The sequence below is a fragment of the Paenibacillus montaniterrae genome, assembly GCF_018403185.1.
Lineage (GTDB): Bacteria > Bacillota > Bacilli > Paenibacillales > Paenibacillaceae > Pristimantibacillus > Pristimantibacillus montaniterrae.
Map to the genome: position 1 here is coordinate 12166 of NZ_BOSE01000002.1, position 23566 is coordinate 35731.

At 48.1% G+C, this 23566-nt stretch carries 15 protein-coding genes; 2 read left to right on the forward strand and 13 right to left on the reverse strand.

Annotated elements, in window-relative coordinates:
- Positions 1–226 precede the first annotated feature (226 nt).
- The gene (locus tag KJS52_RS05955; protein ID WP_213513848.1) at positions 227–3628 is read left to right on the forward strand and encodes a choice-of-anchor I family protein; all 3402 of its coding nucleotides are present in this window, start codon (positions 227–229) and stop codon (positions 3626–3628) included.
- Positions 3629–3663: 35 nt separating this feature from the next.
- On the opposite strand, the gene KJS52_RS05960 is transcribed toward KJS52_RS05955, so the two are convergent.
- From KJS52_RS05960 to KJS52_RS06010, 11 genes are all read right to left on the reverse strand, one after another.
- Positions 3664–4281 (reverse strand): hypothetical protein, encoded by a 618-nt coding sequence (locus KJS52_RS05960; protein WP_213513849.1) that lies wholly within the window; start codon positions 4279–4281, stop codon positions 3664–3666.
- A 49-nt stretch (positions 4282–4330) separates the two neighbouring features.
- Positions 4331–5191 (reverse strand): glycoside hydrolase family 43 protein, encoded by an 861-nt coding sequence (locus tag KJS52_RS05965; protein ID WP_213513850.1) that lies wholly within the window; start codon positions 5189–5191, stop codon positions 4331–4333.
- Positions 5192–5253: 62 nt separating this feature from the next.
- A complete protein-coding gene (locus tag KJS52_RS05970; RefSeq protein WP_246563208.1) occupies positions 5254–6906 on the reverse strand; it encodes an MGH1-like glycoside hydrolase domain-containing protein in 1653 nt (550 codons plus the stop codon).
- A 28-nt stretch (positions 6907–6934) separates the two neighbouring features.
- Positions 6935–8290, reverse strand: a complete 1356-nt coding sequence (locus KJS52_RS05975) for an ABC transporter substrate-binding protein (protein WP_213513851.1) — start codon at positions 8288–8290, stop codon at positions 6935–6937.
- A 117-nt stretch (positions 8291–8407) separates the two neighbouring features.
- Positions 8408–9235: a carbohydrate ABC transporter permease gene (locus KJS52_RS05980; RefSeq protein ID WP_213513852.1), complete on the reverse strand. Its 828-nt coding sequence runs from the start codon at positions 9233–9235 to the stop codon at positions 8408–8410.
- A gap of 1 nt (position 9236) precedes the next feature.
- Entirely contained in the window at positions 9237–10154 is a 918-nt protein-coding gene (locus KJS52_RS05985) for a carbohydrate ABC transporter permease (protein WP_213513853.1), read from the reverse strand.
- Between the two features lie 109 nt (positions 10155–10263).
- Positions 10264–11817: a response regulator gene (locus KJS52_RS05990; protein ID WP_213513854.1), complete on the reverse strand. Its 1554-nt coding sequence runs from the start codon at positions 11815–11817 to the stop codon at positions 10264–10266.
- On the reverse strand, positions 11810–13609 hold the full coding sequence (locus tag KJS52_RS05995) for a sensor histidine kinase (RefSeq protein ID WP_213513855.1): 1800 nt from the start codon (positions 13607–13609) through the stop codon (positions 11810–11812). Before KJS52_RS05995 ends, KJS52_RS05990 begins: the two co-directional genes overlap by 8 nt.
- Positions 13610–13791: 182 nt before the next feature.
- Complete coding sequence (locus tag KJS52_RS06000; protein WP_213513856.1) at positions 13792–16281, reverse strand: glycosylhydrolase-like jelly roll fold domain-containing protein; 2490 nt, start codon at positions 16279–16281, stop codon at positions 13792–13794.
- A 20-nt stretch (positions 16282–16301) separates the two neighbouring features.
- Positions 16302–17339, reverse strand: a complete 1038-nt coding sequence (locus tag KJS52_RS06005) for a glycoside hydrolase family 88/105 protein (protein ID WP_213513857.1) — start codon at positions 17337–17339, stop codon at positions 16302–16304.
- Between the two features lie 162 nt (positions 17340–17501).
- Positions 17502–17762: a YfhJ family protein gene (locus tag KJS52_RS06010; protein ID WP_213513858.1), complete on the reverse strand. Its 261-nt coding sequence runs from the start codon at positions 17760–17762 to the stop codon at positions 17502–17504.
- Between the two features lie 173 nt (positions 17763–17935).
- Here KJS52_RS06010 and KJS52_RS06015 point away from each other — a divergent pair, with 173 nt between their 5' ends.
- Entirely contained in the window at positions 17936–19390 is a 1455-nt protein-coding gene (locus tag KJS52_RS06015) for a SpoVR family protein (RefSeq protein WP_213513859.1), read from the forward strand.
- Positions 19391–19539: 149 nt separating this feature from the next.
- Here the strand turns inward: KJS52_RS06015 and KJS52_RS06020 are convergent, their stop codons facing one another.
- Positions 19540–22224 (reverse strand): exo-rhamnogalacturonan lyase family protein, encoded by a 2685-nt coding sequence (locus tag KJS52_RS06020; protein ID WP_246563210.1) that lies wholly within the window; start codon positions 22222–22224, stop codon positions 19540–19542.
- Complete coding sequence (locus KJS52_RS06025; protein WP_213513860.1) at positions 22224–23516, reverse strand: hypothetical protein; 1293 nt, start codon at positions 23514–23516, stop codon at positions 22224–22226. The genes KJS52_RS06020 and KJS52_RS06025 overlap by 1 nt, the downstream gene beginning before the upstream one ends.
- Positions 23517–23566: the final 50 nt, after the last annotated feature.

A 23566-nucleotide genomic window follows, 5' to 3' on the forward strand; every position in this document is an offset into this window, starting at 1 on the left:
TAAATTCGATCCTTCCCGTTCTACTTTACCTTATCTTATCCAATTATCCTAGGTTTCATGGTACATCTAAGCAGGCCGCTTGTAAATAGCTTGTAAAGTGAATCGGAGCTAACCGCGAGGTACATCTCAATACAATCTTTATAAATCCTTAATAATTCGTTAACAATAGGCTGACAGTGCATTGCTACAGTTAGTCCGAAAGCTATTATATTTGGGAGGGAAAGCAATGAACTTCAAAAAAGGATTAATTGCGGTAGGCTTGTCGATTTCCTTATTGGCCGTACAAGCTCCTGTCGCAACTGTCCATGCTGCCAATGGCGCTGAGCCATGGTTATCCTTTGCCGGACAAGGCAGCCTGCAAGCCGAGCTGATCGCTCGTTATACAAGTGGAGCAGAGTTTGACGAAGGCGGTACCGAAATCGTTGCCTATGATTCAGTTCATAAGCAAATGTATTCTGTCAACGGAGCAGAAAAATCACTAGATATTATATCTTTATCCACTCTATCATCCAATTCTGCTACTGTTCAGAATTTATCGCTTACAAAACGCATTTCCTTGGAGCAATTAAGCAGAGAGTCGTTGGCGCTAAGCGATATTACTAGTGTTGCGATTCATCCGTCCAATGAGTATGTTGCGATTGCCGCACCTGCTGACCCGACTACTGACGCAGGCTATGTTATCTTTATAAGTCATGATGGCACTTATCTGAATCATGTAAAGGTAGGCTCGCTACCTGATATGGTAACCTTCACGCCTAACGGCAAATTTGCGCTTGTAGCCAATGAAGGCGAACCTAGCAGCGATTACAAGATTGACCCTGTTGGCTCTGTCAGCATCATTGATGTGTCAAATGGCGCGAGCAATATTACAAGCAATAATGTTGCAACAGCTGGCTTCGATAAGCTTGATGCAGAGGGCATTCGCATTGTGAAGCCAGGTGCCAGCTTTAGCGAGGATGCCGAGCCGGAGTACATTGTCGTCTCCAACGACAGCAGCAAAGCCTATGTCGCTTTGCAGGAAAACAATGCGATCGCCGTATTGGATCTTTCCACAAAACAATTCACTTCCGTACATGATCTGGGCGAAATCGATCATTCCTTGCCAGGCTTTGCGCTCGATGCTTCCGATAAAGACGGTGCTGCCAGCTTGAAAAACTGGCCGACGCTTGGAATGTTTATGCCGGATGGTATGAGCACTTACACAGTAAACGGAAAAACATATATTTTGACAGCAAATGAAGGCGATGCCAAGGACTACGACGGCTTCTCGGAAGAAGCAAGGGTAGCTGATTTGGCTGACCGCCTGGCCTTGAACGCTTCGCATTATGGCGGCTTCTCACAAGAAGAGCTAGATGCGATGATGGAAACCTTGACGGCTGATGAGCAGCTTGGACGGTTAAAATCAACGACTAGCGTGCCGTTGAACGAGGATGGCAAGCAGGAAGCGATTTATTCCTTTGGTACTCGCTCCTTCTCTGTGTGGGATGGAGATACGCTGGAGCTCGTATTTGACAGCGGTGACCAGTTCGAACGCTTGACCAAGCTGGCAAACCCTGCTGGCTTCAATACTGACAACGCTGAAAACAAGTTTGACAGCCGCTCTGACGATAAAGGCGTGGAGCCGGAATCGGTAACGGTAGGCCAGGTTGGCGAACGCAGCTACGCTTTTGTAGGCTTGGAGCGCGCTGGCGGCATTATGGCTTATGATTTGACCAACCCTGCACAGCCTGTTTTCGATCTGTACTTCTCATCTCGCAGCTATGACAGCGAAGAGGAAATTCCATCAGGCGATGTAGCACCGGAAGGCTTGTCTTTTATTGCAGCCGAGCAAAGCCCGACAGGCAAAGCATTGCTGCTTGTTGCACACGAGCTTAGCGGCACAATCGCGGTCTATGAGCTGGCTCCTTCCGAGCAAACACGCATCCAGATTATTGCGACCAATGATATTCATTCGCGCGTATATGAGGACAGCGGCATGGGCTATGCCAAGGTTGCTGCAATCGTCGAGCAATATCGTCAAATGAATCCGAATACGATTGTGCTTGATGCTGGCGACACGCTTCATGGTCAAACCTACTCTACCTTGGTAGAAGGCAGCAGCATCGTCGAGCTAATGAACGAAATTGGCTATGCAGCGATGACAACAGGCAATCATGATTACAACTATGGATTCGAGCGTGTGCTTGATTTGGGCGAGCAAGCCAACTTTGATATTTTAGCGGCCAATGTAAAGGACGCTGACGGCTCTCATGTGTTCGAGCCTTATATCATTAAGGAAGTAGCAGGAGTGAAGCTGGGCGTATTTGGCTTGGCAACGCCGGAAACGGTGTACAAAACTCATCCGAACAATGTTGCAGGCATAGCGTTTACTGATCCTGCAACAGCGGCCAAGGAAATGGTCGAGGAGCTTCAGGGCAAGGCCGATGTCATTATCAATCTTGCGCATCTTGGCACAGATGGCTCTACAAGCAAGGAAAACCGCTCTGACACCATTGCTTCAGAGGTAAGCGGTATTGATCTCATTATCGATGGACATAGCCATGAGCTAATTAATCGCACCATTAACGATACCTTGCTCGTGCAGTTTGGCGAATACGGCAAACAAGTCGGCATTATTACACTAGTGCTGGAGGATGGCAAGCTGGTTGATAAGCAATCGTATTACATTACAGCCGAGGATGCTGTAACCTTGCCTGCAAATGCGCAAGTAGAAGCAATGATTGAAAAAACAACTGCTGAACAGAAAAAGATTTTGGATCAAGTAATCGGGAACACAAGCGTAAAGCTGGAAGGTGAGCGTGCCGTTGTCCGCACAAGTGAATCCAACCTTGGCAACCTGATTACGGATGCTATGATTGCTGCAACAGACGCAGATATCGCACTTACGAATGGCGGCGGCATTCGCGCTTCGATTGAGCAAGGTCAAATTACAAAAGGCGATGTCATTACGGTTCTGCCGTTCGGCAACTTTATCGTAACGATTGAAGTGACGGGGCAAGAACTGAAGGATGCGCTGGAGGTTGGCGCTGCTGGTTATCCGGATGCGCACGGTGCATTCGCCCATGTTGCAGGAATCAACTATAAAATTGATCCTGAAGCTGCAGCAGGCGCTCGTGTGCATAGCGTGATCGTCAACGGCAAGCCGCTTGATTTGAAGCAAACCTATACGCTGGCAACGAATGACTTCCTAGCTGCCGGTGGAGATCAGTACACGATGTTTGCCGACAATACGATTATTAACAATGCAGGCACGCTAGACGAGGAGCTTATCAAATTTATACAGAAGCAAGCTTCAATCGCGCCTGCAACGGAAAAACGAATTGTTGTTGAAGCCAAGGCAGCTTCGACTACTCCAACAGGCAACACTGGCAAAGACAAGGATAAGGACAACAATCAAGAAGCAGGCCCAACAACTGGCAGCAAGCCAGGCGATGCCAACCAAGCTGGCGGCAACAAGCAAAATGAGCAAGCAACTGATAAAAATGTTGTGTATATCGTGAAAAAAGGCGACAATTTAACAAAAATTGCCAAACAATACAATACAACATGGCAAAACATTCAACGCGCAAACAGCATTAAAAATCCGCACAGAATCTATCCGGGGCAAAAGCTGGTCATTCCAGCCTAACAATGAAGGGGGCAGCATGCCCCCTTTTTTTTGAATTATTCTACAACAAAAGAGATCGAGTTGCTAAATTGATAGGAAGGCTTTCCGTCGGCTCCATCATGTGCTGCATGCTCGACAAAGCTTGCATGCGCAGCAATCGTATATTGCCCCTCTGGAAACTGTTCATCCATTAATTCCTTCACAAAGGCAATATAATCCTCGCCATCCTGCTCAGAATAGCCTCCGGTAAAGCTGTACTCATACTTTACCGGCTCATCCTTTTTTAAGGTCGTTACAATGTACGGCTCATTCATAGACCCTGGAATGGACATATCTCTCGTATGCTCCTCGATCGAGAAGCCAACAGGATACATGGAATGGCCGATTTCAATTTGCTCATGCTCGCCTGTATAGGTCAGCTCCGCATATACTTTAATCGTCTCGTCTACTGCATAATGCGTTTTGCTCGTATACAGCGCCAGCTCAAAATCCCCTTCTGTCACCTTCGTGCTCAGCACCAGTTCCTCTTCCTTCAACGCTGATGTTGGACTAGGCTCTGGCTCTTGATTGCCCGCTCCGGCTTGATGTTGTGGTGTAGGCGTACCCTTTAATTCACCTTCTCCGCAGGCTGACAGCAGCAGCAATGACAAAAGCAATACAGCTATTTTCTTCAAGAAAATCCCCCCTTGTGTAAGCTCTATCCTAATAGACGGGGGGTTTATGCTATAGGTTGCTGATTCGAATAAACTTCGCTCGCTCATGCGGTGTTTGATTCGGACCATGCAGCGCCAGCATGCTTTGACCGTCAAATGTTTTGAAGATCATGCCGTGACCGCCGTCCTCGCGATAAATCGGCTCCGGCTGGTGAATCCATGGTCCATCCACCTTGCCTGTGGCGGAAATGGCAAGCCCTTGCGCATACCTCTGATCAATAAAGCTGGCCCATAGCAGGCAGAGCTCGCCCGCTTCATTTTTGAACATAAATGAGCCGTCTGTCACATAGTTTTGCTCGAAGGGAAACCGCTCATGTTGAAAGGAGGTCGGCCAAGGCGCTTGCGAGGCGCGGAACAGCAGCTTTGGTGGCGATACGGCCTGCTTCAAATCCTTGCTCAGCTGCACAATACAAACCTCGCCATCTCCAACCTGCTGCCACTCATGGCAAAATACCATCCACGGCGTCCCCTCTTCATCCACATAGAGCGAGCCGTCCAAGCAGCACCATTCCTCAGGTGTGACGACTCCATCGCTGTACAGCGCAAATGGTCCGTACAAGGAGTCGCTTCTTAGAACCGCGGTGCCCAGCAAATCATTTTCACGTCTGCGAAATGTGGCGAACATATAGAAGGCGCCGCCGTATTCATACACCTCAGGAGCCCAAAAGTTTTTGTCTGCGAAGAAGCCCTCGTAATTTTGAAATACGCGATAAGGCCCCTCCCACTCCTGCAAATCGTCGCTGACATACATTTCGAAGCCGTTGCCTTCCTGCCATATATTTTTGTCGGTCGAGCCGTACATATAGTATTTTCCTTCATCTGGACGCGGCACGATAAACGGATCACGAATTTGAATTTGCGAAAGCTTCATATCAACCTTCCTTTCCAGCGGATTAGCAGCTTAGCAGAATAATAGATTAGCAAATTCGCGGGTTAATAGCTTGGCGCTACTACGCCCGGCTGATGCACGCACTGCCACCTGCCCTCGATAAGCTGCCACTGCTCATTGCCATTGATGGCAAGCTGGTACATCTGCTGCCCCACCATCACCTCTCCGGCAACCGGGCCGTACTGCATGCCGATCAAGCTGACAAGCTCGCCTTGCTCATTCAGCACAGCCCGCAAGCCTGACGGGAAGGCGGCATAGAGCATATCATCCTGCCAAATCTCACAGCGCTCGCTTCCGTTGACGAATTCATAGCATTTGCCGTTTACAGTGCGACGATAGACCAGAGCTCCTGTAATTTTCTCGCCATGATCAGCATCGTACGGCAGCACTCCCGTAAACCAGATCGTCTGCTCCTTAGTCGGCAATATTCCCGACAGGCGCTCAATAAAATCCAATACGCATAAAATAGCGGGTGAGTAAGCTTCAGTGAAGCCCTCCTGTCCCGTCCACGGGCTAAGCGTTTGCGAAAACCTGCTCATTCTTGTCATTGCAGATACAATCGGCTGAATCGTCCACAGCTGCTCCACATAGCGCTGATGATGCTCAAAGGCATGGGCCGCGCGAATGATTGCCAAAAAGTTGGTTGGTCCAGCCCAGCTATTGTAGCTCGTATGCGGATCAAAGCGCGGATCATCTAGCGCAATCGAAGGAAACGGGTATTTGGCGAAAAATTTGCGCGTATTCAGCAAGTATTTGCCTAGCATTCTGGCAAACATCTCATCGTCAGCCACCTCGCAAGCCAGCACCCGCAGCAGCACATCCGACTGAACCCGTACAAATTGCCCCTGACGATCTACATCATAGAAGAAATCATCGACCGGATCATAGCAATATTGGAACAAAGCCTGTCGTGTCTGCTCTGCCTTCAGCCGCCACTTTGCTGCTTGCTCCTGCTTGCCCAGCTCTTGCGCGATCTCTGCCAAATATTTGCGCTGACAATAGACGTTAGCCGTCAAGTCAGGCGCGAGAAACGGCAAAATCGGCGAATGCGGATTGCATTGCGTGGCATCGTTCTGATGCGGCGTATCTGCCACATGCCAAAAGCGCGGCGACAAATCATGCCCGGTGTCAAAAGCGCTGAACGCTTCAATACAGCCTGTTTTCCGCGTATTGCGATAGGTCATCAGCCAATCGTCATACTTGACCATTGCGTCATACATCGTGACAAGAAAATGCTTGGGCTTGCCATTCAATTGATAATGATGCCAAACAGAGCGGGCCAGCGGCGTTACGAGCTGGATTTGACGAAAGCTGGCTCCGTCAACTGTAATTTTGTACGGCAGCATGCCATCCTCGCGCTGATTTCTCGCAAATTCAAGATACGTTTCCTCGGCAACCTCGGGCAAAAAGCGGGCCAGCAGCTCATTATTGATTGTTCCTGTACTCTCCAGCCAGCAGCCATAGTAAATGCCGCCTTCATGCAAAATCGGCTTATCCGTCAGCGTTGGCTTAATGCAATCGAGCAGCCTTGCAACCGCCTGCTCATACACCTTGCTCAGTGCATCCGTCTCGGCAGTAAAAAAAGCATTGCCTGTCTGTTTCCACTGTGCCAACAGCGGCTGGTCCTTGCTCACATTTCCTGGCGAAATACGCTTCGTTATATCGATGCGGCGTAGCTGCTCGCGCAATTGCTGCATGCTGTTTCCTCCTTGTAAAAGATAGTCGCTACTGAGCGACATTGTTGGCGATAATCTCCTGCGCATTGGCATAGAAGCTGGCCACCGCTTCTTCTACTGTTTTGCGGCCAAAGCCGATTTCCTGAATCGTTGTTTTTGCCATTTTCTCAAACTCTGCATTGCCAGGCAGGTTGTAGCTGATTGCGAACGGCTCTGTTTTCGTCGCTTCAGAAACGCGAGAGGTATAATCATAAATGATTTTCTCGACATCACTCGCTTCGGCCTGCAGCACATCACGGTTTGCTGCTGTAACAGGCACGCCGCGGTTGTTTCCTAAAATGCGCGCTGCCTCCGGATCATTAATAAAGAAGGAAATAAACAACGCTACCTCTTCAGGGTGCTCCGTTTTCGCATAGCCGGACAAGCCTTGCGACGATTCGAACACTACGCCAGTTCCTTTCGGGCCGCGCGGCAGCTGCACCATAGTCAGCTCATCTGTTGTCAGGCTTTGCAGTGACGTCAACTGATTTGATGGCAATAGCGTCATCGCAACCTGGCTCGTAATCATCAGGTTTTTGGAAATATCTTCATTCGGATTGGAAACGGCTGCTTCAGGCGTGACAACTCCGCCTTTTTCAGCCAGCTCAGCCCAGTAGCTGAACCACTGCATTGCCATATCCTGATCAAATCCGATCGTTTGCTCATCCATGTTGTAAAGCTGCTGACCATGCTGCTTGAAGTAAATATCCAGGCCATCATAGGTGAAATCATACGTACCGTACACGCCATCGCCCAGCTTGTCGCTAATTTCGGTTGCGATCGCTGCATATTCCTCCCATGTCCAGCCGTCCTGCGGAATTTCCATATTTGCTTTTTCAAACATCGTTTTGTTAATGACGATGCCGCGCGCATTTGCACCCGCTGAAATGTGCAGCAGCTGGTCATTCACTGTGCCGTATTGAATCATCGATTCATCCATATCGGAAAGATCAAGCTGATTGCCAACATATTCATCCAAAGGCAGCAGCACGCCTTTTATCGCATAATCTACTACATTGCCGCCAAGGAAGAAAATATCCGGCGCTGTGCCTGAGGCTAGCTGCGTATTGATTTTATCCCAGTAGCCAGAGGACGGAGCGAATTCGCCAATAATATCAATATGAGGGTATTTTGCTTCAAACAGCTCAACCACTTGATTCGTAATATCGGCACGCTCCTGATCGCCCCACCACATCATGCGCAGCTCTACCTCAGCAGGAGTATCTGACCCATTAGAATTTGAGTTGGCATTGCTCGTTCCTGTTCCTTGCGAGTTTGGTGCTGTATTCGCATTTCCACCGGATGAACACGCGCTCACTAGCGCAAGACTTAATACGATGCATACAAGTAAACTCCATTTTTTCATGCATAGCTCCCCTTTATTCGAATATTGTCTGTTGCCTGTATTCAGAATAACGCTTTCATTTTACAGTTTGAATTCTATAATTTCGGGTCATGTCATATTATTTTTTTGGGATTCAGCTTATTTGAAGCCGGTAGTTGCAATTCCTTCCAGGAAGTATTTCTGGAAAAACAGGAAGATCAACGAGATTGGAATAAGCGACAGTGCTGACATTGCCAGCAGCGCTCCCCAGTCTGATGAGCCCGACGGGTCAAATAAGGCGCGCACACCAAGCTGAACGGTAAATAGATCAATTTTGCTAATATAGATCATTTGGCTAAAGAAATCATCCCATGACCAAATAAATGTAAAGATCGCCGTTGAGATGAGCGCCGGCACTAATAGCGGCAGCATTATTCGCATATAAATCCCTTTCTGATTGCAGCCATCAATCGTCGCGCTTTCATCAAGCTCGCGCGGCACACCGCGAATAAACTGAACCATCAGCAAAATAAAGAAGGAGTCTGTCGCAAGCCACTTAGGCACGATAAGCGGGTAATACGTATTGAGCCAATCAAGCTCGCTGAAAATAATATATTGCGGAATGAGCGTCACATGATATGGCAGCATAATCGTAACAATCATCAAAGCAAACCACAGCTTGCTAAGCTTGAACTTCAATCTGGCGAAAGCAAAAGCCGCCAGAGAGCACGTAACAATATTGCCAAGCACGCACATGATCGAGATGAACGCGGAGTTCAAGAAAAAGCGACCAAAGGATTGCCCTTGAAATCCCGCCCAGCCCTTTATATAATTGTCAAGCGTCCACTGCTTGGGCCACAGCCCCGGCTCGCTGAAAATGAGTTGATTCGGCTTGAACGAGCTGCTTATGAGCCACAGGACGGGATACAGCATCAGGATGCCGAGCGCTATAATAAACAGATGACGAAACAGATTTGTCTTCACCATATTATTTCCCTCCTTGGTCGTCGCTGTAGAACACCCAATATTTTTGCGTTGTAAATACAATCGCAGTTAAAAAGCCGATGACGAGCAGCATAATCCAGGCAAGCGCAGAAGCATAACCCATATCAAAGAATGAGAAGCCCTTCAAATAGAGATACAGTGTATAAAACATCGTTGCATCCAGTGGACCGCCTCGGCCATCCCCGATTACAAACGCTGGCGTAAAGGCCTGGAAGGAATTGATTATGCCCATTACCAGATTGAAAAACAGCACTGGCGTTAACAAAGGAAAGGTAATAGAAAAGAACTGGCGTATTTTCCCTGCTCCATCAATCGAGGAGGCTTCATACAGCTCGGTCGGAACCTGCTTTAGCCCTGCGAGGAAAATGACCATTGCTGATCCGAATTGCCATACCGTCAGCATAATAATGGTGTGAATAATATAATCCGGATGAGAAATCCAGGACGGTCCTTTAATGCCAAACCAGCTCAGAAAATCGTTGACGACACCATTTCCATCAAAAATTTGGCGCCAAACGATCGCAATCGCGATGCTGCCTCCCAGCAGTGAAGGCAAATAGTAAACCGTACGATAGATGCCAAGCCCGCGCAGTCCTTTATTCAAAATCATTGCCACGATTAGCGCGAAAGCAAGCTTTAACGGCACCGAGAAAAATACATATTTGAATGTTAACAACAAAGAATTGCGGAATGTTTCATCCTCCGAGAAAATTTTGCTATAGTTGCCTAGTCCAATCCATGTCGGAGCATTAAGCAAATTGTACTTGGTAAACGAGAAATAAAGCGAAGCTATCATCGGACCTACCGTCAAGCAGAAGAAGCCGATCAGCCATGGTGTTAAAAACAGATATGCGGTGCGATTTTGCTCGCGTGCCAAGCTGTTGCTGCTTTTCTTTATCATCCTTGTCCCTCCTAAAATGTTCTGTACTTCCATCTTAAGAGTGAACATGACAAAGCTGAATTCTATTTTTTCGGCGATTGACTATTAATTTTTTTAGGTTCACATTGCGCTATTGCGTCTTCGATTTTTCATTGCGATATTCAGAGGGCGATATATGAAACATTTTCTTAAAACGAGAGCTGAAATAGCTCGCATTGGAAAAGCCAGTCAGCTCGGCTATATCGCTTAGCCCGAGCTCCGTCGTTTCCAGCAGATGGCAGGCATGCTTCATCCGTATTTCCGACAAGTATTGAACAAAGCTTTGCCCAACCTTGCTTTTAAATAGCTCGGAAAAATAGCTGGTATTGTAGTTGAATTTTTCGGCAAGCGAAGGCAGTGTAATTTCGTATACGTAGTTTTGTCCGATATACGCGAGTACCTCGTCAAAAATATCCTCGTTGCTTTCCTGACGCATCGACTTGTGGCTTTCCTGCAAATACCGCTCCACATAAGCGATCGCCTTGTCAACGGTCGTCAGCTTCAGCACCTGCTCCGGATTCAGCCAAATCGAATGGGTATGGACAACGCTTGCCTTTTGCTCCTGCAGCAATCGCTCAAGCGCAATCAGTACTTCAAAAATACGGCGCACCAGCTCGGTATGGGAAAGCTGCTTCGCTTCGGTAAATGTCGTGCGAATATATTGCAGCGCGGGATTCAAGTCGTCCTTTTGCAGCAGCCGAATTAGCATCTCATCGTTCAGCCTGCCAATATGTCCATGCAGCGCTGTATGCTGATGTGCCTCGCTGTTATGCAGGCTCCACTGCAGCAAAGCATCCATATAAGCGTGATGCCATTGCGCGAACCCGCATACTTCACCGCTTATTCCGAGCACCAGCTCGAAGCCCAGCACCTGCTTGAGCTGCTGCTTAAAGCTTTCAATCATTTGCAGGCGCGTCGAGCTGCCGTCGCGGCATACAAGATGAAGCAAATGCGGATAGCTGCTATCCTTGCATATGAACAGCTGCTCGGCATGCTGCTGAGCAAGCTCGCGCATAATCAGCTCAAAAGGCAGCTGAAACTGCTCCGTCTCCTGCTTCGCTTCATGTGCCTTATCCGCCTGCAGTCCGAAGGTGGCAACTTGAATCGCGGCCTCATCCCACGGCTTCATCTGAATAGGTGCAGCCTTGCTCATAATGATCGGGGACAGATCGCCCTTCAGCATATGCAGCGCAAAGTTTTCACGAATTTCCTGGAACCAGCGTTCATATTTGCGGCTGGATTCCTGATCAACCAGCCTTTCTTGCCGCTCATTCATAATCGTCTGCTTTAGCTGCAGCAGTAGCTGCTCCAGCTCATCCGGCATTACAGGCTTCAGTAAATACTCTACTGCACGATGGCGGATTGCTGCCTTCGTATACACAAAATCATCATAGCCGGTCAATACGACAGACTTAATGCCGGGATATTGCTGCTGAATTTGTGAAAGCAAGGCAATGCCGTCCATGACCGGCATATTCATATCGGTAATGACAACATCAATCGGCTGTTCCGTCAGCTTCTCCAACGCATCCTCGCCATGAACAGCTTCTGCTGCAATGTTAAAGCCAAGCTGCTGCCAATCCACCTTCAAGTGCAAGCCTTTGCGAATTTCCAATTCATCATCAACAATTAACACATTAATCATGCTGTATGTCCTCCTTTATCGGTACAAGCAAGCTAACCTCGGCCCCGCCAAAGCGGCTCGTCTCCAGCTTGAATTGAAATTGCTCTTCATATACGGCATAGCAGCGCAAAAGCACATTTTGCAGGCCGATATGCTGCTCATTGCTTTCAAACTGCTTTAGGCTTGATTGCTTCTCGACTTGATGGATAAGCTGGTATTTCTCATCGGCCGTAAAGCCCGGGCCATTATCGCTGATCACAATTTCAATTTGCTGCTCATGGCGAATCAGCTTAATTTCGATTTTAATAAAATCATGATGCTGCGAGCTGAACTTTACGGCATTTTCAATAATCGGCTGCATAATTAGCTTGAGCACCAGCAGCTCATCCAGCTCACCAATTGTTACAAGCTCAATTTGCGAGCGATTCTGATAGCGCACGCGAATAATATCCAAATAATGCTTAATAAAACGCAGCTCATCCCGCAAGTATACAAGGTGATCGCTCGTCTGCAGCGAATAGCGCATCATTTGTCCCAGCGACAAAATCATCCTTGACGTTTCCTGACCGCGGTTTTGCAGCGCCAGGCTGCTGATCATTTCTAATGTATTAAATAAGAAATGCGGATTAATTTGCATTACTAGCGCTTTGTATTCCGCTTTTTGCTTGAGCAGCGTTAATTGATATTCCTTGGCGATATATTGCTGCAGCTGGGTATTCATACTTTTGAAGCCGTCAATTACAAAGGCGATTTCCATCGTATTCGATGTTTCATGCAGCATCCGCCTTTCTGCTTGTACGAAGTCGCCGCGCCGCAAATGGCGCATTGCCGCCACAAGTGAGCTGAGCGGCTTGGAAATGCTGTGCGAGAATACGAGCGTCACAATAATCGATACGAATAACAGGATGGAAACAATAATGAGTACAGTATCGCGAAACTTGAATAGCTGGGAATATAAATCCTTTTCGCTTACAATGCCGACCAGCATCCATTTCGTTCTAGGTAGACGCTTATATACGATCATCTCCTTTTCTCCATGCTCGTTTTTTTGGAACATTCTACCTTCACTGGATGGAATCGTTTTCAATTGCTCGAAATAAGCCAGCTGATGGTCAGCAATTTGCTGTGCTTGTCCGGTCAGCAGCATCTGCCCGTTGCGATCAATTAAGTAAATTTGCCCCGTTTCTCCCAGATGCAGCCGTTCTAACGGCTCTAAAAAATAGGCCTCGCTCACATTAATTTTCAAATAAGAGCTGGCAAGCGCGGGATTGTAGGTATCAAGCGGCATCGTCATGCTGACCATCGGGTTCGGATTACCCTTGGCCATTTCCACTATATCAGGGCTGGCCGGACTCCAATACCGTTCCTTTTCCCGAATATCGACGTACCACGATTCACCCGTAAACGAGCCGCTGCGGTTAATATAACTTTCGCCACTAATCCACAGGTCCGGGTAGCGGTAAATCGTCATGTTGGCAAGCGGCGTATAGCTGTTCGTTACCTGCGTCAAATACTCGCTAAGCTCGATATTCGCCAGCATTTTCGCGCCATTGGAGGACTTTTCGTCCAAATGCACGCGGTCCCAGTTGTAGATGACATCGCTGTTATAAACTAAAGAAGCCGAATCATAAACCTGGTTTTGCAGCATCTCCACATAAGAGGCGTATTCCTGCATCTTTTCAAGAGCAGACTCCTCAATGTAACTGCTAATAATTGTTTTGGAGGAATTAAATAAAAATACAGCCATTATGCTAAATGAAACAACAATAAGGAAAATAAAGGTAACCATCAGCTTAAATTTTAATGAATTCATCTATATGAATCTCCTTACACAAAATAATGTGTTTTAATTAAGGTATCATAGAGTAAAGCGCTTGCAAACTATAAGTTGCTAAATAAGCCTGCTGCAAGGCAGTAGCGCAACAAGCTCCTCTATATGCAAATAAGCTCTACGCGTACGATCAAGGATCGTGCGTAGAGCTTATGTCTACCAGCTTATTCGCTGTGCTGAATCGTTAAGCTGACTGGCCCGAGCAAGCCTGAAGGCAATGAAAGACCATCATAGCGATTCGCCAAGCTATTCGTAACTTCTACCTTCAACTCATTATTGCTCTGCAGCAGCTCTGAATTTAGCGTGAATAGATACGGCTTCCACATCCGAACGCCAAGCTCCTGTCCGTTAACCGATAGCCGCGCAATTTCATGGACATCCCCAAGGTCCAGCTCAAGCCTTCCTTTTCTTGCGTCGTCAGACAGCTTGAATTGTTTCGTATAGGTTACATTTCCGGAATAATGCTCCATTCCTTCCCACTCTGTCCAGGAGGATAATGATTTGAGCTGCTTGCTCATTGATTCATTATCGATCCGCCAGTCATTAGACAGATCAAGCGTTTCCTTGCTCGCTGTTTGTTCGGCCTGCTCAACTATAGTGTCTCTGGCATCGCTCACTCTGTCAAATGCAATAACGATGCATTCTCTACGGGCTACGCTTAGCTTAATAGCTTGCTTATCTTCCAAGCGTTCAAAATGTGCTGCTGCAAATTCCCCTGTCCACGGATACCAAATTTCTGCTGTTCCTGGCAAGCTCACGTACAGCTTGCCTTCATAGCCAGCCTCGCCTTCATTAACGACTACAAGAAAGTCTGTTTCTTCCTTCGTAATCCGACTTATCCGTATAGCAGGTGCTGCAGGTTGGAGCTCGATGGTACTATGCAAATTCGCCGTTACGAGAGCCGACACCTCTTCCTCATCGGCCGCGAGCTCTTGACCAATAACTTCAAGCCCTTTAGCTTCACTCTTCCATTCGATCACTTTGCCGCCTTGCTTGACAAATTCCGTCAGCTTTGCCACACATGCTTGACTGAATCTGTCTCCATTCTCGACCACGATCATGCTGTACGTCTGATCAGCGATGCGTACCGTTCCATCCACGATGTGGCTACTACGGAGCAGCAGCTCTTCCTCCAAATAATTGAATTCAATTTGCTTCTCATATAACGGTTTAACGATTCTCCATGGCAAATATGAAGCCTGCGCCAGCACTGCAACCTCAGCGCCATTCACGCAATCGGTCATGAGCCAGCTCATTCGCTTGATGTATTTTGCAAACTGAGCATACTCTGACCACCAAATATTGTTGGGGCCTACATCTGGTGGACGCTCATCTCTACGTTCTCCACGAATCGAATAATAGAAAGCATGCGGGACAATGAGATTGACCCCGCGAACGAACAGCCAGTCCAGGTACCACTTCATATTATCCGCTGTCAAAGACCATCCGCCTTCACTCCCGCATACGCCAAAGCTTTCGTTCATGTTTCGACGTCTGTAGCGATGTCGCGCAGCATCAGAAGAGCATTTGCCCATCGTGCTGTGCACGCCGGTAATCGCTTTATTATGTTCAGGCGCAATATAGCGCCATACAATATCCTGGCCCGGAATATGGAAATGCTCCAACAGCCCGATATCATCACTAGCCGCAGGATGGCCTGTTAGTCCAATTCCATGCGCTTCGCACCAATCAGCCAGCGGCTTGTAATAGGTGCGCGAAAGACGTGCTTGAACAAGCGACTTATAAGTATGACGCACCCGTTCTGTCGCTTCTCCCGCTTCGAACCAAAGTGCGGGAAGCTCCTCCTCGCGACCACCGCTAGCCAGGAACTCATCCATAAAACCAGTCGTCCAAGGCTGCAAGCCCTCGCTATGTCCTCTGCCCAGCAAATCAGGCTCATCAGTAAACATCGCCAATATTGTCGATCCAAAATATTGGTGCAGCTTCTCATAATACCGTTCATGCGTCAATGCAATAAACGTGCTGGTCGCCTCCGGATTCAACAGATCTGCAGCCAGAGGAGCATCCGGCTCTCCATCGTCTTGACCAGGGTGAACTCCACGAATCGTTCCTTTCGAGCAGGTATCCACCAGCAGCAATACCGACCAGCCTCCATCCTCTGGCGGAATAAATTCGAGGCTGTCGCTGCCTTGCTCAAGCTTAAGCAAAATCGTACGCTCAATTGCAATTTCTTGCTCAGACAGCTTGCAAACGGCTTGCGCAGAAACGAGCTGCTCTCCCGGAGACAAATCAATTGGAATCGTAATCGCCTCGTTTATTTCTCCGAATCTATATTCTCGAAGCTGCAAGGCACGGCTGGCATATTGCGGGTTTTGCTTAACAACCATCCCGCATGCGGAACCAGAAGGATACATCCCTTCATCATAGAGAATTACCTTCATCCCAAGCTGATCGGCCTCAGCTACTGCTGCCTCCACCAAATCCAGATAAGGCTCCGATAAATAAGGCATCGTTCGCGGCATTCCCATTCGAGGATGAATAACAAACCCGTCTACTTCCTTTGCATGAAAATCATGAATTTGTTCAATAATTTTCGACTTGGACAGCTCATCGTTCCAAAACCAGAACGGTATTGGACTGAACTCGCTTGGCGGGTTTATAAATGACTGCTTTAAATGCTCAAGCAGCTTCATCGCCTGCACCTCGTTCCTTGTTATATACTGCTGACAACTTCCTTGTTTTGCAGCAGCGCTACCAAATAAGCCAAAGTCAATCCCTGGCCCCAGCCTTGCACTCGTTTTTTCGATATTGCTTTATAGTCATCAGCTGTATACATCACAGCTGTTCCTGCTGATACATTACGAACCGAGCCGTCCTCGTCAATGTTGGCGAGAATGCCTGTATACGCGCGCGCCATATAATTTTGATGCATTGGATGTCCGTTAATGGTCAAGGCAGCTGCAATGCCTGCTGAAGCTGATGTCTCCTCATACGAAGTCTCATCATTCAGAATCGTGCGCCATAGTCCATCCGAGGTCTGCAATCTGACAAGCGCGCTAAGCTGGTCGCCAAGTGCTCCGCCAAGCTGCATCCACATCGGCATAAACGGGTTTAACATCTTATGTGCCTGCGCCATTGTATAGGCTGCCCAAGCGTTGGCTCGTCCCCAATAAATGGCCGACAGGTGATTTCCTTGAACATTATCCCAAGCATGATAGAACAGATTCGTTTTAGTATCTTGCAAATACTCCTCATGCCAATAGAATTGGTTCAATGCGTCATCAATATATTCTTTGTTGTCCAGCTTGAAGCCGAGGCGCAGCAAGAAATAAGCCGCCATAAACAATGTATCTGCCCATGCCTGCTCCGGAAAATCGTTTTTAGAAGAAACCGTATGCTGGAAAACGCCTTCACCAAAGCGAATTGCCTCCTTCTGCAGGTATTCTGCTTTCTTTAAGGCCAAGTCCAAATATTTGGAATCTCCTGTCGCTTCATGCAAAGTCAACATCGTATGCCCCATCGCGCAATTGTTAACCATAAACTGTGGCAATCCCAATTCCAAATATTCATCGACCCAATTTACTAGAAAATCAATATATTCTTGCTTGCCTGTTGCTTCCCATGCTTTGCTTATTCCGTAAAACGCTACTCCACAGGACCAGTTCCAAGTAAAATCCATATTCATCGTTCTGCGAACGACTCGATCGATTGCTTCCTTCACTTCAGCTTCATTGCACTCAAATTTACGCATCATTCCGCCTCCTATTGAAAAGCTCATTCGATATTCATTCGCTTATAACTGTACCGAATCTATAAATTACAATCGACTATTTTTCTTGCTTATTTCATGAAAAACTATTCTTTCTTGCGCTGCAAAAAAAGAAAGACTGTCGACAGGTGCCGACAGTCAGATTCATACTATTGGATCACTTAGCAAATCCGCATACTTCGAATTTTTTGCAACAAATAGATGCAGCTTATCGCCGTAGCTAATAATTAGCTGGCGAACAAGATTTTCTGTATAATCTGCTCCTTGAAATTTATAACCCGCCTTGGCGGAGGTGGCTTCATAATCACTCCATAATAGCTCAACCCATAACATAGCCTTCTCCTCAGGCAGCTCTGGATTTTTCTCCATTAATAGCTCTGTTAATCGCTTTATGTTGTCCAGCATAATAGAATAGTCTCCTTCAATTCATGTTCAACCTATCAACTTCATATAAAATATCATCATACTAAACTTTTCATGAAATTCAAAGCCATAATACAACATCCTCTCGCACCTCATAACTTGCCTTGCCTGCTCATACATATGATAGTGGAATGATTGGATAAGGGGGCTAGGCTATGACAGCAGATGAGATGAAGCAGCTTGAACGCGCGATTGCTGAAATTACGGAGGTTGCGAAAGGCTTTGGCTTGGACTTTTACGATATGCGCTACGAAATCTGCCCTGCAGATATTATTTATACGTTCGGGGCTTACGGAATGCCGACCCGCTTCAGCCATTGGAGCTTCGGCAAAACGTTTCATAAAATGAAAATGCAGTATGATTTTGGCTTGAGCAAAATTTATGAGCTGGTCATTAACTCCAACCCATGCTATGCCTTTTTGCTTGAAGGTAACTCGCTCATCCAAAACAAGCTGATCGTCGCACACGTGCTGGCGCACTGCGACTTCTTCAAAAACAATATTCGCTTTAATCTCACTAACCGCGATATGGTAGAAAGCATGTCGGCTACGGCTGACCGCATTCACCAATATGAGCTGATTCATGGCACTGATACCGTTGAGAAGTTTATTGATTCGATTTTGGCAATTCAGGAGCATGTGGACCCAACGATTATTAAGCCTTATCAATTGGATAAAAAACGGTATATCGAGCTGGCGACGCGCGAGAAGGAAAAGCCTGCGCAGCCGCAGGAGGCAGCTTCCCCCTACGAGGAGCTATGGGGGCTGGATGAGGAAGCCAAGGAAGAGGAGCGTCTTAAGCGTGAAGCCGCTTTGCAGGAGGCGAAGCGTTTCCCGCCTCGTCCTGAAAAGGATCTGGTTTGGTTTATCGAGGAATACTCGCCTATTTTAGAGGATTGGCAGCGTGATATTTTGACTATGCTGCGCGATGAAATGCTATATTTCTGGCCGCAAATTGAGACAAAAATTATGAATGAAGGCTGGGCCTCCTATTGGCATCAGCGGATTATTCGTGAAATGAACCTAACGAGCGAGGAAACCATTGAATTCGCCAAGCTGAACAGTTCTGTTGTCATCCCTTCTCGCCACACTCTTAATCCTTATTATCTTGGCTTAAAAATATTTGAGGATATTGAAAAACGCTGGGATAATCCAACAGAAGAGGAGCAGCGCAGATTTGGCCGCAAGCCCGGGAAAGGACGCGAAAAAATTTTCGAGGTGCGGGAGCTGGATTCTGATCAATCGTTTCTCCGCAACTATTTAACGAAGGCGCTTGTTGATGAACTCGATCTGTACATTTTCGAGAAAAAGGGACCAGAGTGGAAAATTACCGATAAATCCTGGGAGCATATTCGCGACCAGCTAGTATTCTCCAAGGTCAACGGCGGTTTCCCGACTCTTAATGTTGTCGATGGAGATTACTTGGGCAATGGTGAGCTTTATATTGAGCACCAATATGAAGGCGATGAGCTTGATCTCAAATATGTGGAACGGACAATGCCGCATGTTGTTAGTCTATGGGGCAAAACCGTGCATCTGAAAACGGTAGTAGAGGGCAAAAAAATTCTGTTTACATGCAACGGTACAAAAACAACGCGGAAGTTTTTGTAACAGTAAGACACTTACAGCTGAACAGCTTACTTCATTCACTCGAAGGATTCTTACGAATAGGCACAAAAAATGGAACTGTTTTACATGGTCTATACCATGTTCACAGTTCCATTCTATTTTATATGAATAGCATTTTGCAGCTATTTTTTTCAAAGCGACGCTCCTTGCAGAAGCTCGCCAATATAAGCCTTGCACATTAGTACATTAAGCGACCATTGGCTGGCGGTGTTGGTGCTCAGCCCCTCTACCTCGACTACCTTATGCGGATACTCCAGTATTGGTGCCTGCTGAGGCGTGAGTCGACTTATTTGCCAATGGTCTGTTACGGTCGTAAGATAGCTCCATGCTTGCTTGCCCAGCTCCTTATTGCCCGTTCGTTGCGCTGCATAAGCCATTAGCAGCGTCGACAGCATCGGGATGCTCCAGCGTTTGCCGACAATGGCCCCATTGGTGCGCTTGCTTTTCTCCTCTGCTGACAAATTATAAAACTCGCCCAGCTCTGCAAGCATATCAGCCCATTCCTCATCCTCCAGCAAATCGGCCAGCTCGATCCAAACCTGCGGCCCGCCCATACAGATGATCATATGATAGTCGTAGTTTTCATGTCCAATATAGCTGAGCTCGCCGGTTTCAGGATTGTAGCCATAGGTTGGCCCGCCCAGCAATCTGTGCGGGCTGCGCTTGAGCGACTCTATACCCGCTTTGATTTTGTCCAAATAGTGCTGGCTTTCATAGCGCTCCCATTGCACTAGCCAGTTGGCGCAAAAAGCCGACCAGTCCGGACCGCTTCTCGCATGTGTAGGAAACTCATCCTTCGGAAAATAAGCGCGCATCGGGTCTAGCGCAACCGTCGCATAGTCTGCGTCCTTTATCTCGTCCATAATTTCGCCAACTCTTTCATCGGCGGTCAAATAAAAATAAAATCTGTGCAGCGTCGCCATGCCAATTCTCGCTTCCTTGCAGCCGCAGCCAAAATGCAGTACGTTGTGACGCGAGCCCAGCCCCTGATATGGACCAAAATGGTATAAATCCGTTTCGCTCGTATGGCGTGTCATCGCCTCCGCCATGTAGAACAGTTCGGACTGACCGGTGCGGAGAAAGGAATACCAAAGCCATTTGTTCGGGACAAGCTCCGTATTTTGCCAGGCACAGCCGCCGATATCATATTTCCATGTATGTCGAACAGGGTCATAGCTGTGCATCACATCGCCATAATCCCAAAAGCCGTACCATTTGCGCTGCTCCACCTCATCTCTGTAAAAGCGCCACAGCTGCTCCAGCATATCCTCCAGCTCACGATGTCCTGCTGTGCTGCAATCTGGCAGACTGTAACGTCCAAACACGCTGCTTGCAGCATAGCGCTCTGGCTGGCAGACAAGCAGCGGCGTATATTCGCAGACTCGCGCCAGCTGCTCCAGCTCAGCAAGGCTTGGCGTCTGCCCAGCCAAATGAAGGATGCAATCCGACGTATGGGCAATGCCATAAGGCGTGCTGCGCAGCTCATCATCTCCTTCATAGGATGAAAGCACATGTGTAACGGTATCATAATGGCGCAAATCCATTGGCTCGCCATCCGGGTTCCACAGCCAAAGCGTTGCTTCGGCCTGCTCGCTGCCGAGCCCACGTACTTCAAAGCCGCTCGGACACTGCTGCCAAAAATGCTTTAAGCCAAATGCAATTCCACCTGCTTCCGAGCCTGCGTACATCATGCCTCTTGCTCTTGCGCCGTATAACGCACGAATCCAGGCTGCTTGCTCTGAGGTTCGCTTGGAAATTTTATAGCTGTCCGGACTTAGCTGCACCAGCTTGAAATCATTCCATATCGCCGCATCGTCCAGCAGCTTTCTATAGCGCTGCACCTGCTCATCTGCTTGATCCCATTCCACAAATTCTCCATCCAGCTGACGCTTGTAAGAATCACGTATATAATCCGGCAGCCTTGCAGTCATAAGCCCTCTCGCCGCTTCGCTAAACCAGCCAGTATCTCCGGCAAAGCGGATATGGCGGTTGTAGAGCTCGCCTTGCATCGGCAGATCAAAGCAGATCCCGACTGCTGCAATTGCATGCTGAGCCGGATCACCATCATAAAACAGCGTATGCTTTAGACCAATTGTAGCCGAGCTGCGATAAAAGATGAGCCGTACAGTAAAGGGAATCAAGCCTGCGGAGCCGATTTGCAGCTTCTCCCCAATCGGCATATGCCTGCCCTTTATAACGATGACAGCTCGCAGTGGTCCTGCATTTTCAATACAGGCCTGCTCAATGTGGCCTGTATATTCCTGTTTGCTTGCGGTATGCCTGCTGCTGCCAGCTGCAGCACCTGACAAGTCAGCAACATGCAGCTTTAATCTGCCGCGCTGCGCAATTGGCCGAGCTGTGTTATCTGACTGAGACGCCGCTAAATTCAGGGCAAGTGATGTTACCAATATGTCGCCTTGCTTGGCAATTTTACAAGCAAGCACGTCACTATGAATGGATATATACTGATCATCCTCGCTTACAAAAGAGGCAGAGGCCGCAGCCTGCTTTGCTGCTTTGCACAGCGTGAAGCGCTCGTGCCCGTAGTTCGGCAGCTGAGCAGCATGAGCTGTCCATTTTACGCTGCCGTCAGGCCAGTAAGCAAGCGGCCATGATTGAACGGGCTGCTGCAGGCCTTGCTCATCCAACAGCTCAAGCGGCTCATCACGCGCAAGCTGTCCGCGATGCCAGGGAACTCCCCATGTTACTCCTGCTGTCAAGCCGGAGGCATGCCCTGGATCCAGCCATTTTAGCGAAACGCTTTGCCCCTCCTTTATACCGCTTGCTGCGCTTATTTCAATTTGATCGCAATTCATCAGTATTCACCCCCGGGATATAGGGTTGAGCTGTACAAGCGCTTTTCCTGCGGAATTGCTGTCGCTTGCCCACGACCTACTGCACCTGCAACAACGCTTGCAGGGCGAGCCTCCTTGCCGTACACTCTCGCTTCCTCATTATTGTAAATAACAACCTGCTCCAGTCCGCTTTGCAGCAAATCTCCGAACACGACATAGCCATCAAAAGGGAATTGAGCAATTATGTTCATTTGTCCATCATAGATCGTCGGGTTTATACCGCCGCCGCGGCGAAACGCTAGAATATAGTCCAACTCTGTATAATCCCAGCGGCGAATCGTATGAATAATCGTTAGCCAGCCGCTCGTTTGGCGATCCTCCTTCCACAGCTCCTCGCCATGCCGATTCAGCATAAAAATGCCATCCTTGCCGGATTGCGAATTCCGGCCGGACACATCACCGCGCACGATGCGATCCAGCCCGGCAACCTGCAGCCCGGGCTCATTCTTTATAAATCGCCCCAGCGCTATATGCTGCGACTCAATCGAGCCCTCATAGCGCCAAAGCTCCTGACCCGCACTGTCGTACATAACCGTTACGCTGCCTCCGATTACAATCTGCTTGTCTCCTCTCCCCAGCACATCTCCTACCCAAATGCAATCTGCATGGTCCTCAAGCGGCTGCGTCGACCATTTCAGGCGTCCTTCCGCATCCAGTACATCATAGCCGGCAATAACCTCATCGCGTCCATCTCCGTCAAGATCGTACGGATATGGGAAATGACCCGGGTTTCCTTCGTACGTCCACAGCAAATTCCAGTCGTAGTCCATTGCCCACAGTTTGCGATAGCGATCCTTGAGGATCAGATCCTGCGGCTGCCCGGTTCCTCGCAAATTGCAAATAATCATGCAGTCATGCGCTTCCTTGCCGGGCAATATCAAGCGCCGCTTTACGCTGCCATCATGCCCTGCCAGCACCAACAGCTCGCCATTCATGACACAGAGCACTTCATTGTGTCCATCAAGGTCCCAGTCATAAATTTGCGCCGGGAAGTCTGAGCCCGGCCCACCCGCATCAACGCTTGGCTCTCCAACCTGCCAAAGCAGCTCGCCGTCAAGCGTGTAGGCTGTTAAAGCAATGACCTGATGCGGCACATAGCGATCATCTATGTCGCCATCTGCTTGAACGAAGAGAAGCTCCATCTGCCCATCACTGTTTAAATCACCAAGCAACACCTTGCAGCGTGGGCCCGCCTTGCTGCAGTCCAGTCGTGACCATTCGATATATTGTTCTACACCTGCGTCGTTTTGCATCATGGATTCTCCTTTTGGCAGCGATATGAAGAGGCTGGCCAGTTGTTCTA

Excerpts from the sequence above, each read along its gene's own strand:
- KJS52_RS05975 (WP_213513851.1), bottom strand. The coding sequence starts at position 8,290 with ATGAAAAAATGGAGTTTACTTGTATGCATCGTATTAAGTCTTGCGCTA.
- KJS52_RS05970 (WP_246563208.1), bottom strand. The coding sequence starts at position 6,906 with ATGCAGCAATTGCGCGAGCAGCTACGCCGCATCGATATAACGAAGCGT.
- KJS52_RS06020 (WP_246563210.1), bottom strand. The coding sequence starts at position 22,224 with ATGAATTGCGATCAAATTGAAATAAGCGCAGCAAGCGGTATAAAGGAG.
- KJS52_RS05995 (WP_213513855.1), bottom strand. The coding sequence starts at position 13,609 with ATGAATTCATTAAAATTTAAGCTGATGGTTACCTTTATTTTCCTTATT.
- KJS52_RS06000 (WP_213513856.1), bottom strand. The coding sequence starts at position 16,281 with ATGAAGCTGCTTGAGCATTTAAAGCAGTCATTTATAAACCCGCCAAGC.
- KJS52_RS06015 (WP_213513859.1), top strand. The coding sequence starts at position 17,936 with ATGACAGCAGATGAGATGAAGCAGCTTGAACGCGCGATTGCTGAAATT.
- KJS52_RS05965 (WP_213513850.1), bottom strand. The coding sequence starts at position 5,191 with ATGAAGCTTTCGCAAATTCAAATTCGTGATCCGTTTATCGTGCCGCGT.
- KJS52_RS06025 (WP_213513860.1), bottom strand. The coding sequence starts at position 23,516 with ATGCAAAACGACGCAGGTGTAGAACAATATATCGAATGGTCACGACTG.
- KJS52_RS05985 (WP_213513853.1), bottom strand. The coding sequence starts at position 10,154 with ATGATAAAGAAAAGCAGCAACAGCTTGGCACGCGAGCAAAATCGCACC.
- KJS52_RS05980 (WP_213513852.1), bottom strand. The coding sequence starts at position 9,235 with ATGGTGAAGACAAATCTGTTTCGTCATCTGTTTATTATAGCGCTCGGC.
- KJS52_RS06010 (WP_213513858.1), bottom strand. The coding sequence starts at position 17,762 with ATGCTGGACAACATAAAGCGATTAACAGAGCTATTAATGGAGAAAAAT.
- KJS52_RS05990 (WP_213513854.1), bottom strand. The coding sequence starts at position 11,817 with ATGATTAATGTGTTAATTGTTGATGATGAATTGGAAATTCGCAAAGGC.
- KJS52_RS06005 (WP_213513857.1), bottom strand. The coding sequence starts at position 17,339 with ATGCGTAAATTTGAGTGCAATGAAGCTGAAGTGAAGGAAGCAATCGAT.
- KJS52_RS05955 (WP_213513848.1), top strand. The coding sequence starts at position 227 with ATGAACTTCAAAAAAGGATTAATTGCGGTAGGCTTGTCGATTTCCTTA.